Below are 11,537 nucleotides of genomic sequence, written 5' to 3'. Positions count from 1 at the left end.
GTCGAATGAGTGCCGAGGATCTTGAGAACTACGAAACCGACATGGAACTGCAGCTCTACCGCGAGTACCGGGACGTCGTCGGGTTGTTCAGCTATGTCGTGGAGACCGAGCGCCGGTTCTACCTGGCCAACAACGTCGACCTGCAGGCGCGCTCGGCCGACGGCGAGGTCTACTTCGACCTGACGCTGCAGGATGCCTGGGTGTGGGACGTGTACCGTTCGGCGCGGTTCGTCAAGAACGTCCGCGTCATCACGTTCAAGGACGTCAACGTCGAGGAGCTGTCGAAGTCCGACGACATCGCGCTGCCCAAGGACGGCACGCTGGGCTGACCGGAGTGCCGGCCGCTCACGCGGTCGGGTCGTCGTCCGTTCCGCCGTGGGGGAAGGCGTCCTCGCCGTCCAGCGGGACGTCGGCCGCCTGTTCGAGCCGGTCAGCCTCCGATCCGCCGGTGCCCTCACCGGCGATGCCGCCGCCGGAGACGTCGTCACCCGACGAGGCTGATATGCCCTGTTCCTGGAGGTCCGCCTCCGAGCCGCCTGTCCCCGTCCCGGTGCGATCCGCGCCCGCGCCGGCTCGGACGGGTGCCCCCTGCTCCTGCCGGTCCGCCTCGGATCCGCCTGGCAGGATGTCGCTCGACTCTGACATGGTGTCCTCCGTTCTGCATCCGGGGCGACGCCGGATGGACGACATCGCTTCTCCGTCCACGGTACGAGGGGCGGGGAGCCTCTGCCACAGCTTTCTTCCGCGGGTCCCCGGCGCCCGGCACCACCCGTTGTCCACATAGCCCCTCCCCCCACGATGAATGTGCGCCGCTTCCCCGACGCTGGGGGAGGAGGTGGAAGCCATGGTGGCAAAGGAACAGCTCGGGCGTCGCGGGGAAACGACGGCGGCGGTCTTCCTGGAGCAGGCGGGCCTGAGGATCGTCGACCGGAACTGGCGGTGCCCGGTCGGGGAGATCGACCTCGTCGCGGTCGACGGATCCACGCTCGTGATCGTCGAGGTGAAGACGCGCAGCTCCGACGACTTCGGACAGCCGCTGGAGGCCATCACGGCGAGCAAGCTCGAGCGGCTGTACCTGCTCGCGTCCAGATGGGCCCGCGCCCACGACCTGAGGTTCAGCGGCTTCCGGATCGACGCCGTGGGCGTCCTGGACGACGGTTCCGGCACTCCGCGGATCGAGCACGTGCGGGCGGTCATCTGATGGCGCTCGGTCGGACCTACGCCGTGTCGCTCATCGGTATGAACGGACACGTCATCGAGGTGGAGGCGGACATCGGGCAGACCCTGCCGGCCTTCGTCCTGCTCGGCCTGCCGGATGCATCCCTCAACGAGGCCAAGGACCGCATCCGCGCGGCAGCCCGGAACGCTGGAGTGCCCCTGAGCCGCCGGAAGATCACCGTGAACCTCATCCCGGCATCGCTGCCCAAACGCGGGTCGGCCTTCGACCTCGCGATCGTCATGTCCGCACTGGCGGCGGCCGGTGACGTCAGGAGCTGCGGCTCGACCGTCTTCCTCGCCGAACTGGGGCTCGACGGACAGCTCCGACCCGTCCGCGGCGTGCTGCCCGCCGTGATGGCCGCCGCGGGGGCAGGACACCACCGGGTGGTGGTCGCCGAGGAGAATGCGGCCGAGGCCGCACTGGTAGCCACCGTGGAGGTGCGCTCCTTCCGGACGCTGGCCGAGGTGGCCCTTGCCTTCGGCGCGGACGCGGCGCAGGTGAAACTACCCGATCCGGCAACCCGGCAGAAATTGCCGGCGCCCGCCGCTCAGCGAACCCCGGTGCTCGACCTGTCCGACATCGCCGGCCAGTACGAGGCGAGGTATGCGCTCGAGATCGCCGCAGCGGGCGCCCATCACCTCCTCATGATCGGACCGCCCGGAGCCGGAAAGACGATGCTGGCGGAGCGGCTGTCCGGGATCCTTCCCGACCTCGACGACGATCACGCGATGGAGGTGACCGCGATCCACAGCCTGAGTGGGGACCGATACTGCACCGCGCTGGTCCGGCAGCCGCCCTTCGAGAGCCCGCACCATACCGCGACTCCTGCCTCGATCATCGGCGGTGGCAGCGGGATACCCCGGCCCGGTGCGGCGTCCAGGGCACATCGGGGCATCCTGTTCCTCGATGAGGCACCCGAGTACGAGCGCCGGGTGCTCGAGGCTCTGCGTGAGCCGCTGGAGAGCGGTCGCCTGGTCCTGCACCGGGCCTCGGGGACAGCTTCGTATCCTGCGAGGTTCCAACTCGTCCTGGCGCTCAACCCCTGCCCCTGTGGCCTCGCCAGCGGCAAGGGGATCGATTGCCTCTGCACGGCGCAGCAGCGCCGCCGGTACTTCAACCGGCTCTCCGGGCCCCTGCTCGACCGCGTCGACCTGCAGGTGGCGGTCCAACGGGTCGGTCTCGCCGACTACGCCGGCGGAGCGAGCGCCGAAGCGTCCGCTGCTGTCGCCCTCCGTGTCGCCGCCGCACGGGACGCGCAGCGTGAGCGGCTGCGCCCCTGGAACTACGCGACGAACGCGGAGGTGCAGGGCAGGGTCCTGCGCGGTGAGCTCGCCCTGCCACGCACCGTCACGGCCTCCCTCGACAAGGCCCTGGATCGGAACCTTGTCAGTGCGCGTGGGTGGGACAGGGTCCTGCGCGTCGCCTGGACGATATCCGATCTCGCCGGCCGGCTCCGGCCCGACGCCGACGACGTCGTCACCGCGCTCGGTTTCCGACTGCAGGAGAGTGCGGCGTGACGGCGCCGATCAGCGGGACCGCTCTGGCCCGGGCAGCGCTCTCGAGGGTGTTCGAAGCGTCCGACACCCTCGGCCTGGGGCTGGTGTCCGTCGTCGGGCCTGTCGACGCATTGCGTATCGCCCGCAGGGAGATCACCCCGGGACCGGCGGTGACGGACGAGCTGTGCCGGGTCCTCGACGTCCCCGCGGGGCGCCGGGACCTCCTGCCGGAGGGACTGGCCCGCTGGTCGCCGCGCCTTCGCGATCTCGCTCCCGAGCGCGATCTGGCGACCCTGCACCGTCTGCGAGGGCGTCTCGTCGTGCCGGAGTCCGAGGAATGGCCCTCAGCGCTGGACGACCTGCAGGGTGCTGCTCCGCTCTGCCTGTGGGTGCGGGGCAGGCACCCGATTCCCGACCTCGGCGAACTGGTCGCCCTCGTGGGGTCGCGGGACAACACGCCCTACGGTTCGTCGGTGACGACGGACCTCGCCGCCGGGTTGACCACGCAGGGCTTCTGCATCGTGTCGGGTGGCGCGTACGGCATCGATGCGCAGGCGCATCGGGCAGCCCTCGCGACGTCCGCGGTCGACGAGCGGCCGGCGACCCTCGCCATCCTCGCCTGTGGTGTCGACCGGTACTATCCGGCGGGCAACGAGGAGCTGCAGCGCGGAATCGCGGACCGGGGGCTGCTGATCTCCGAGGTCCCGCCCGGCAGTTCACCCACGCGGTGGCGGTTCCTGCAACGCAACAGGCTCATCGCGGCCCTCAGTGCTGTCACGGTGGTCGTCGAGGCCCGGTGGCGGTCAGGGGCGCTCAATACGGCCCATCACGCGGCCGGGCTCGGCAGGGCCGTCGGTGCCGTCCCCGGGTCTGTCCATTCCGCCAACTCGGCGGGCTGCCATCGGCTGCTCCGGGACGGAAGCGCCGTCTGCGTCACCGATGCAGCCGACATCGCGGAACTGGCCGGGCCGCTGGGCGCGGTCCCCTTCGGGGATCGAGTCAGGGAGGAGGCCGCTCCGGGACGGGACCAGGACGGCCTGACCGTCCCCGACCTGCTGCTCCTCGACGGGCTACCCGTCCGGTCGGCGACCACGGTGGACAAGCTGTCGCGTGTCGCGGGGCTCGCCCCGCGCGACGTCATCAGCGGGCTGGCCCGCCTCGAGCTCGCAGGCCTGGCGCAGCGGACCGGTGACGGCTGGCACCGTGCGAAGCGCTCACCCGCGCATACGGCGGGTCCACCCGACACCGGGAGCGCCGGACCACCCGAACGGCCGAACCCACCGAGACACGAGGGAGAACTCCTGTGACCACCATCGATCAGCACTTCGAGGAGGAACGGTTCTTCGTCGAACTCCCATCACCCGTCGGACCGCTGCGCGTCGTCGCCCATCGGTCGGCAGTCGTCGGCGTGTATCACGGCGAACACCATCCACCACCGTCCCCCCTGCTCCTCGGACGGGCGGTGGGGGAGCAGGGCGGCACACCCGAGGGCGCACGGCAGGTAGTGGTCCCTCCGGGCGGCCCGTTCCCTCCGGCTGCGACGGCCGACCTCCTCGGCACGGCGGCCCGGGAGCTGGGTGAGTACTTCGACGGGTCGCGGCTCGTCTTCGAGGTCCCGACCAGTCTGCGGGGCACCCCGTTCCAGCTCAGCGTCTGGGGTGCACTTGCCCGGATCCCGTACGGGGGACGTCGCAGCTACCGGGACATCGCGGAGCAGCTGGGCAATCCGCGCATGGGCCGGGCGATCGGGGCGGCCGTCCGGGCCAATCCGCTCTCGATCATGGTGCCGGGTCACCGGGTCGTCAGCAGCACCGGATCCGTGGTGGGGTACGCCGCGGGCCCCGAGGCCAAGACCACCCTCCTCGAGCTGGAGAAGATCGTGTCCTGCGGGCTGCCCTTGCAGGGGTGAGGAGCGTGGATACTGGTAGGGGAGGTGGCCATGACACGAGGCAGCAACGGGCTGCACCCCGACGTCGACGCCGCCCTTCAGGCCTTCGTGGACTACCTCCTCAGGGAACGCAACCGCTCCGCGCACACCGTGCGGGCGTACGAGAAGGACATTGCGCTCTTCCTCTCGCACGCGTCTCGCGCCGGTGCGGCGTCGTTGGGTCAGCTCGAACTCCGGCACTTCCGGGCGTGGCTCGGCGCACTGAACGAGGCCGGCCTGTCCCGTGCGACGGTCGCACGACGCGCATCGACGGTACGCACCTTCATGGACTGGGCCGTGCGCGAGGAGCTGGTCCCTGCCAACCCGGCGCTGCGCCTCCGGGCCCCCAAGAGGACGAGCAGCCTGCCGGCCGTCCTCAACCAGCCGCAGGCCGCCACTCTTCTCGAGGGTCTCGACGAGAGCGCGAGGCAGGGCGACCCCTACGAGCTCCAGCGGTGGGCGATGCTCGAACTGCTGTACGCGACCGGCGTCCGCGTCGGTGAGCTGGTCGGCCTCGACATCGACGACGTCGACATGGAGCGCCGCACGCTGCTCGTCCTGGGCAAGGGCTCGAAGGAACGCACTGTCCCGTACGGGGTGCCGGCGGCGCATGCCATCGACGACTGGCTCCGGCGCGGGCGGCCCCGCTGGGTCTCGGAGCGCAGCGGGTCGGCCCTGTTCCTCGGCCGCCGCGGCGGGCGCATCGACCAGCGCACGGTCCGCACCCAGGTGAGGGACGCCCTCGAGGCTCTGGGCGACACGGCGGCTCGTGGTCCCCACGCCCTGCGCCACAGCGCGGCGACCCACCTGCTCGACGGCGGGGCGGATCTCCGGGCGGTGCAGGAGATCCTCGGCCACTCCAGCCTCGCCACCACCCAGCTCTACACCCACGTCTCGGTGGATCGCCTCCGGCGCAGCTACGAGCAGGCCCACCCCCGCGCCTGAGCGGCTCCCGGGTATGCCAGGGTGACGTCGCGTGGCCCACAGCGGGTCGCCACAGTGGCGAAATTCACCTATCTCGGGCACAATGAGCAGTAGTTCAATCGAACCTGCATGATATGTGTGGGTGGGTCTCGGGAAGTTCTGGCACATCCGAAGCAGTTTCATCAGCCACTGAAGGTCGTTGGGGAAGACGTACCTACAGCTATGGAGGATGGAATGTCTGTTGTGATGGCGCGCGGTGTCTTGTACGTGCACTCTGCCCCTACCGCGTTGTGCCCTCATGTCGAATGGGCCATCGGCTCCGTGCTGGACAAGCGCATCGACATGGAGTGGACAGCGCAGCCTGCCGCGCCCGGAATGCTTCGCGCCGAGCTCTCCTGGGTCGGCCTACAGGGCTCCGGCGCGCAGCTCGCGTCGGCACTGCGGGGCTGGGCCCACCTGCGCTACGAGGTCACCGAGGAACAGAGCCCCGGCGCTGATGGTGGCCGCTGGTCGCACACCCCCGAGCTCGGGATCTTCCACGCCACGACCGACGTCCACGGCAACATCATGGTGACCGAGGACCGCATCCGCTACGCCTACGAGGCAGGCGCCGGCGATCCCGCCGCCGTCTACCACGAACTCTCCCTCGCGCTCGGGGAGTCCTGGGACGAGGAACTGGAGCCCTTCCGCCACGCAGCCGAAGGCGCCCCCGTGCGCTGGCTGCACCAGGTCGGCTGACCCCCACCGCGCGGAACGCCGGCCCTGATCGGGGCCACCCATAGCAGGTTCCGAGCGAGCGGCTCAGCACACAGGAAAGGCGCCACCCGAGGGTGGCGCCTTTCCTGTCGGTGCCGGATCGGGGCGGTCAGACGCTGCGGAGCACGATGACCGCATTGTGGCCGCCGAATCCGAAGGAATTGCTCAGCGCCACGATGTCGCCCGACGGCAGGTCCCGGGCGGTCGTGACGACGTCCAGTGGGATCTCCGGGTCCTGGTCGTCGAGGTTGATCGTCACCGGGGCCTTCCGTTCGTGGATGGCCAGCACGGTCATCACCGCCTCGACGGCGCCGGACGCTCCGAGCAGGTGACCGGTCTGGGACTTGGTCGCCGACACGGCCACCTGGTCCACGTGGGACCCCAGGGCCGCCTTCAGCGCGGTGTACTCCGGCTTGTCGCCCACCGGGGTCGACGTCGCGTGGGCGTTCACGTGTACGACGTCCTCGGCCTGGGCGCGGGCATCGAACAGCGCAGCCTTCAGGGCGCGGGTCGCGCCGAGTCCCTCGGGGTCCGGCGCCGTGATGTGGTACGCGTCGGCGGTAACGGACGTGCCGCCGAGCTCGGCGTAGATGCGGGCTCCGCGGGCGAGCGCGTGCTCCTCGGCCTCGATGACCAGGGCACCGGCGCCCTCTCCCATGACGAACCCGTCGCGGTTCGTGTCGTACGGACGCGAGGCGAGCTCGGGCTCATCGTTCCGGCGCGACAGCGCGTGCATGGAGGCGAAGGCCGCGATGGGCATCGGGTGGATGGCGGCCTCGGCGCCGCCGCAGACGACGACGTCGGCCTTGCCCGACCGGATCAGTTCGAGTCCCTGGTGCAGGGCCTCGGTTCCGGAGGCGCAGGCGGACACCGGAGTATGGGCTCCTGCCCGCGCTCCGAGGTCGAGGCTCACAGCGGCAGCGGGGCCGTTGGGCATCAGCATCGGCACCGTCATGGGCAGCACGCGCCGGGGGCCCTTCTCCCGGAGAGTGTCCCAGGCGTCCAGGAGGGTCCAGACCCCGCCGATGCCGGTGGCGAAAGCCACCGCCAGGCGGTCCTTGTCCACGTCCTCGATGCCGGAGTCCCGCCATGCCTCGCGCGAGGCCACGACGGCGAACTGCGTCGAGGGATCCATGCGCTTGGCCTCCACGCGCGAGAGGACCTCCGAGGCCGGAGTGGCGATCTGGGCGGCGAAGGTCACGGGCAGTTCGTACTTCTGGACCCAGTCGGCCTCGATGGTCCGGGCGCCCGAGACTCCCTTGAGGGAGTTGGCCCACATGGTCGGGACGTCTCCGCCGATGGGGGTGGTTGCACCGAGTCCGGTGATGACGACTTTGCGTGGCATGGTCACTCTTTCGAAGCTGGAGTGCGCCGGCAGGACCGGGGCGGGAGGATGACGACTACGGCCGCCCACGGCGGGAACACCGGGAGCGGCCGCAGCGCTGGGAATGCAGGAACTAGGCCTGTGCGCCCGAGATGAAGTTGACGGCGTCACCGACGGTCTTGAGGTTCTTGACCTCTTCGTCGGGGATGCGGACGCCGAACTTCTCTTCGGCGTTGACGACGATGGTCATCATCGAGATCGAGTCGATGTCGAGGTCGTCGGTGAAGGACTTGTCCATCTCGACGGACTCGGGGGCGAGGCCCGTCTCTTCGTTGACGATCTCGGCCAGGCCGGCCAGGATTTCTTCGTTGTTAGCCATGGTGGCTCCTTTTCTGTTCTTGCCGGTGCACCGGCGGGGATGGTCAAACCGCGCAGTCGCGGTCTGGGCTTGAAAACTAGGGGAGCACCACTACCTGGGCTCCGAAGACGAGGCCCGCGCCGAAACCGATCTGCAGGGCGAGTTTGCCGCTGAGGGACGGCTGCTCCTTGAGCGTGCGGTGCATCGCCAGCGGGATGGAGGCTGCCGAGGTGTTGCCGGCATCCACGATGTCCCGGGCCACGTAGACGTGCTCGGGGAGCTTCAGCTGCTTCACCATCTCATCGATGATACGGATGTTGGCCTGATGGGGGAGGAACGCGGCGAGATCCTCGGCGGAGATACCTGCCGCGTCGAGCGCCCGCTGCGCGACCTTCGCCATCTCCCAGACGGCCCAGCGGAAGACCGTCGGCCCGTCCTGGCGCATCGTCGGCCAGAGACTCTCCCGACCTGCATCGACATCCTGCTCCCGCTCGGTGTCGGAGGCGACCGCGCCGATCGCGTAGTCGCGGATGTCGGTGAGCGGGCGGGTCATGCGGATCGCCTCGTGCTTGCTGCCGTCGGAGCCCCACACGGACGGCCCGATACCCGCGGCGTCACCGGGACCGACGACCACGGCGCCCGCGCCGTCGCCGAGGAGGAAGGAGATGGTGCGGTCGGAGTTGTCGATGAAGTCGGAGAGCTTCTCGACGCCGACCACCAGGACGTACTCCGCCGTGCCGGCGTGGACCAGTGCGTCGGCCTGGGCTATGCCGTAGCAGTAGCCCGCGCAGGCCGCCGAGATGTCGTAGGCCGGGGCCGGCGTCGCGCCGAGGCGGTCGGTGAGCTGTGCGGCGGCGGACGGTGTGGCGTGGGGGTGGGTCACGGTCGAGACCAGGACGGCGTCGAGCTGGGACGCGTCGATGCCCGCAGCGACGAGGGCCTCCCTCGACGCTGCTTCCGCCATGTCGATGACGCTCACGTCGCGCGGTGCACGGTGGCGCGTGACGATGCCTGTCCGCTGCCGGATCCACTCGTCCGAGGAGTCGATCCACTGGCACACGTCGTCGTTGGTGACGATGATCTCGGGTCGATAGGCGCCGACGCCGAGGATGCGCGTGTGTTCGCGGAGGGGGGCTTGCTGGAGGGCGGTGATGCTCACTGAGGTCCTTCGGGGGTAAGGGACGGATCGAGGTCCGTGGTCCGCGAGTGCTCCAGGATGAAGCCGCGGGCGGCGTCCAGGTCCTCGGGCGATTTTACGGCGAGCGTGGCCGTACCGCGCATTCCGCGCCGGGCGAGGCCCGTGAGCGTCCCGGCGGGAGAGAGTTCGACCAGTCCGGTGACGCCCATGCCCTGCATGGTGTCCATGCACAGGTCCCAGCGGACGGGCCGCGACACCTGCGCGATCAGGCTGTCGAGGTTGCCCTCGCCGGAGGCGACGGGCAGGCCGTCATGGTTCGACATCAGGGTGGCCACCGGATCCGTCGGCGCCAGCGACGTCCTCAGCTCCTCGAGTGCCGTGACGGCGGGAGCCATGTGGGTGGTGTGGAATGCTCCGGCCACCTTGAGGGCGATGACGCGGGCCTTCGCCGGTGGATCGGCCGTGAGGGCGGCGAGCTGCTCCAGCGTTCCTGCAGCGACCACCTGGCCGCCGCCGTTGGCGTTCGCGGCCGTGAGGCCCAGTTCCGCGAGGCGGGCGGCAACCTCGTCCGGGTCGCCACCGAGGACGGCGCTCATGCCGGTCGGCGTGGTGGCGGCGGCTGACGCCATGGCGTTGGCGCGGACCCGTACGAAGGCGACGGCGTCCTCCTCGGTAAGTGCGCCCGCGACCGCGGACGCCGTCAGCTCACCCACCGAGTGACCCGCCACGACCGTGGCTGCGGTCAGCGTGTGGCCTTCGAGGAGGAGCCGCGCTGTCACGAGGCCCGCGGCGACGATGAGCGGCTGGGCGACGGCTGTGTCCTTGATGGTCTCCTCGTCGGAGACGGTGCCGTGCTTCACCAGGTCGGTACCGGCACGGTCACTGAGCTGTTCGAAGTGCTCCCGTACTCCCGGTAGGTCGAGCCAGGGGCTCAGGAAGCCCGGGGTCTGTGAGCCCTGTCCGGGGCAGGCGATTGCAAGCACTCTTCCAGCTTTCCAAATCGGCGGAGCATTATCGGGTGTTCGGCTGAACCAAGCTGGCTGCGCCTCGTTGTAGGAAGTCTACAAGGCGGCTGTCTTCCCTGCCGTCGCGGAAGCGCCCCTCTCGGAGGCCGCGACCCGGGGCGTCCGACCATTGCCCGCGCCCGCACCCCCGGTGCCGGCGGCAGAGGCGGAGGGCATCGCCGACAGGCGTCCGACCACCAGGGCGGTCTGCAGGACGTAGGCCTCGCGGGGGATGAGCGGGTCCCAGCCCGTGACGTCGCAGACGCGCCGGAGGCGGTACCGCACGGTGTTGGCGTGCACGAAGAGCGACCGCGAGGTCGCCTCCAGTGAGTGCCCGAGGGTCAGGTAGGCGGACAGTGTCGGCTCGAGGCCGTTGGCGGCGGCGAGGAGCGGCCGGTAGATGGTGCGCACGAGAGCCCGGCGGGCCGTGTCGTCGCCGGACATCACCCGTTCGGGCCACAGGTCCTCGGAGGAGACGGGGCGCGGCGCTGCCGGCCAGGCGCGCGCGGCCGTGAGTCCCGCGAAGGCGGCCTGTGCGGAACTGCTGGCCGCGACGAGCGATTCCGCCTCCGGCCCGAACACGACGGCGCCCTCCCCGAAGAGCTCGCTGATGCGCGGGTAGGCCTTCGCGGCATCCCGCACGCCGCCTAGGACGAGGATGAGCCGCTCGCCCTGGATGCCGACCAGGACGTCCTCGGCGAGGCGTCCGGTGACGCGGCGGAGTTCGTTGAGGAATCCGACGTTCGGTTCCTGCGGGGCGCTGCCGACCATGACGGTGATGCGCGCCTGGGATTTCCAGCCGACCGCGGCGATGCGCGAGCGGAGGGCGTCGGAGCTCTCCCCGCGGAGGATCGCATCGACCACGAGTGCTTCGAGGCGCGTGTCCCACGATCCGCGGGTCTCCGCCGCGCGGGCGTAGACATCCGCTGCCGCGAACGCCACCTCGCGCGAGTACCGCAGGACGGCTTCCCGCAGCGGACCCTGGTCCGCGGCGGGGGCGAGGAACGGCACATGGTCCTCGACGACCTGCACCACCACGCGGATGAGCTGGAGGGCCTTCTGCAGGCTGATGGACCGCGTGAGTTCGGTGGGTGCGGTGCCGAAGACGTCGCTCAGCACCCATGCCGGGGAGACGGGCTTCTGGTACCAGTTGACGAAGGACGCGATGCCCTTCTGGGCCACCATGCCGAGCGCGGACCGTTCGTCGGGGCGGAGTCCGCGGTACCACGGCAGGTCGGCGTCGAGCTGCTTCAGGGTCGCGGTGGACAGCGACCCGATCGTCGCGCGCAGCTTCTCGACGGTGGCGGGGTCCGGGGGAGCGATCCCTGCGTTCGTCGCTCCGGGTGCGCTTCCGGCACCGGTCGGGGCTTCTGCGGGCTGCGGCATCCTCC

At 70.3% G+C, this 11,537-nt stretch carries 13 protein-coding genes; 7 read left to right on the top strand and 6 right to left on the bottom strand.

Features of this window, described 5'->3' with window-relative positions:
- The first annotated feature begins 5 nt into the window (after nucleotides 1-5).
- Nucleotides 6-329 carry a DUF2469 domain-containing protein gene (locus tag AC0Z9V_RS03290; protein WP_087075985.1) on the top strand — a complete coding sequence of 108 codons (324 nt, stop codon included), beginning with the start codon at nucleotides 6-8 and terminating at the stop codon, nucleotides 327-329.
- Between the two features lie 16 nt (nucleotides 330-345).
- On the opposite strand, the gene AC0Z9V_RS03285 is transcribed toward AC0Z9V_RS03290, so the two are convergent.
- Nucleotides 346-645, bottom strand: coding sequence for a hypothetical protein (locus AC0Z9V_RS03285; RefSeq protein WP_485140684.1), 300 nt, complete (start codon nucleotides 643-645; stop codon nucleotides 346-348).
- Between the two features lie 190 nt (nucleotides 646-835).
- Here AC0Z9V_RS03285 and AC0Z9V_RS03280 point away from each other — a divergent pair, with 190 nt between their 5' ends.
- From AC0Z9V_RS03280 to AC0Z9V_RS03255, 6 genes are all read left to right on the top strand, one after another.
- Nucleotides 836-1,201, top strand: a complete 366-nt coding sequence (locus tag AC0Z9V_RS03280) for a YraN family protein (protein WP_485141271.1) — start codon at nucleotides 836-838, stop codon at nucleotides 1,199-1,201.
- A complete protein-coding gene (locus tag AC0Z9V_RS03275; RefSeq protein ID WP_485140683.1) occupies nucleotides 1,201-2,736 on the top strand; it encodes a YifB family Mg chelatase-like AAA ATPase in 1,536 nt (511 codons plus the stop codon). Before AC0Z9V_RS03280 ends, AC0Z9V_RS03275 begins: the two co-directional genes overlap by 1 nt.
- Nucleotides 2,733-4,022, top strand: a complete 1,290-nt coding sequence (gene dprA / locus AC0Z9V_RS03270) for a DNA-processing protein DprA (RefSeq protein ID WP_485140682.1) — start codon at nucleotides 2,733-2,735, stop codon at nucleotides 4,020-4,022. The genes AC0Z9V_RS03275 and dprA overlap by 4 nt, the downstream gene beginning before the upstream one ends.
- Nucleotides 4,019-4,624 carry a methylated-DNA--[protein]-cysteine S-methyltransferase gene (locus AC0Z9V_RS03265; RefSeq protein WP_485140681.1) on the top strand — a complete coding sequence of 202 codons (606 nt, stop codon included), beginning with the start codon at nucleotides 4,019-4,021 and terminating at the stop codon, nucleotides 4,622-4,624. The genes dprA and AC0Z9V_RS03265 overlap by 4 nt, the downstream gene beginning before the upstream one ends.
- Before the next feature lie 30 nt (nucleotides 4,625-4,654).
- Complete coding sequence (locus AC0Z9V_RS03260; RefSeq protein WP_485140680.1) at nucleotides 4,655-5,587, top strand: tyrosine recombinase XerC; 933 nt, start codon at nucleotides 4,655-4,657, stop codon at nucleotides 5,585-5,587.
- 213 nt (nucleotides 5,588-5,800) lie between these two features.
- The gene (locus AC0Z9V_RS03255; RefSeq protein WP_133080683.1) at nucleotides 5,801-6,304 is read left to right on the top strand and encodes a DUF3145 domain-containing protein; all 504 of its coding nucleotides are present in this window, start codon (nucleotides 5,801-5,803) and stop codon (nucleotides 6,302-6,304) included.
- 127 nt (nucleotides 6,305-6,431) lie between these two features.
- On the opposite strand, the gene fabF is transcribed toward AC0Z9V_RS03255, so the two are convergent.
- The 5 genes from fabF to AC0Z9V_RS03230 form a co-directional block, all read right to left on the bottom strand.
- Complete coding sequence (fabF, locus tag AC0Z9V_RS03250; RefSeq protein WP_459268140.1) at nucleotides 6,432-7,667, bottom strand: beta-ketoacyl-ACP synthase II; 1,236 nt, start codon at nucleotides 7,665-7,667, stop codon at nucleotides 6,432-6,434.
- A 112-nt stretch (nucleotides 7,668-7,779) separates the two neighbouring features.
- A complete protein-coding gene (locus AC0Z9V_RS03245; protein WP_133080681.1) occupies nucleotides 7,780-8,025 on the bottom strand; it encodes an acyl carrier protein in 246 nt (81 codons plus the stop codon).
- Nucleotides 8,026-8,101: 76 nt separating this feature from the next.
- Complete coding sequence (locus AC0Z9V_RS03240; RefSeq protein ID WP_133080680.1) at nucleotides 8,102-9,163, bottom strand: beta-ketoacyl-ACP synthase III; 1,062 nt, start codon at nucleotides 9,161-9,163, stop codon at nucleotides 8,102-8,104.
- Nucleotides 9,160-10,125, bottom strand: a complete 966-nt coding sequence (locus tag AC0Z9V_RS03235) for an ACP S-malonyltransferase (RefSeq protein WP_485140679.1) — start codon at nucleotides 10,123-10,125, stop codon at nucleotides 9,160-9,162. The genes AC0Z9V_RS03240 and AC0Z9V_RS03235 overlap by 4 nt, the downstream gene beginning before the upstream one ends.
- A gap of 78 nt (nucleotides 10,126-10,203) precedes the next feature.
- Complete coding sequence (locus tag AC0Z9V_RS03230) at nucleotides 10,204-11,532, bottom strand: PucR family transcriptional regulator (RefSeq protein WP_208741358.1); 1,329 nt, start codon at nucleotides 11,530-11,532, stop codon at nucleotides 10,204-10,206.
- Nucleotides 11,533-11,537: the final 5 nt, after the last annotated feature.

The sequence above is a fragment of the Arthrobacter sp. UYP4 genome (assembly GCF_057291175.1).
The sequence above is the reverse complement of the archived record's forward strand: the minus strand, read 5'-3'. Positions and strand labels throughout refer to the sequence as shown.

What these genes read in the sequence shown, in the direction of transcription:
- AC0Z9V_RS03290 (WP_087075985.1), top strand. Translation starts at nt 6, where the DNA reads ATGAGTGCCGAGGATCTTGAGAACTACGAAACCGACATGGAACTGCAG.
- AC0Z9V_RS03285 (WP_485140684.1), bottom strand. Translation starts at nt 645, where the DNA reads ATGTCAGAGTCGAGCGACATCCTGCCAGGCGGATCCGAGGCGGACCGG.
- AC0Z9V_RS03275 (WP_485140683.1), top strand. Translation starts at nt 1,201, where the DNA reads ATGGCGCTCGGTCGGACCTACGCCGTGTCGCTCATCGGTATGAACGGA.
- AC0Z9V_RS03260 (WP_485140680.1), top strand. Translation starts at nt 4,655, where the DNA reads ATGACACGAGGCAGCAACGGGCTGCACCCCGACGTCGACGCCGCCCTT.
- AC0Z9V_RS03255 (WP_133080683.1), top strand. Translation starts at nt 5,801, where the DNA reads ATGTCTGTTGTGATGGCGCGCGGTGTCTTGTACGTGCACTCTGCCCCT.
- fabF (WP_459268140.1), bottom strand. Translation starts at nt 7,667, where the DNA reads ATGCCACGCAAAGTCGTCATCACCGGACTCGGTGCAACCACCCCCATC.
- AC0Z9V_RS03245 (WP_133080681.1), bottom strand. Translation starts at nt 8,025, where the DNA reads ATGGCTAACAACGAAGAAATCCTGGCCGGCCTGGCCGAGATCGTCAAC.
- AC0Z9V_RS03230 (WP_208741358.1), bottom strand. Translation starts at nt 11,532, where the DNA reads ATGCCGCAGCCCGCAGAAGCCCCGACCGGTGCCGGAAGCGCACCCGGA.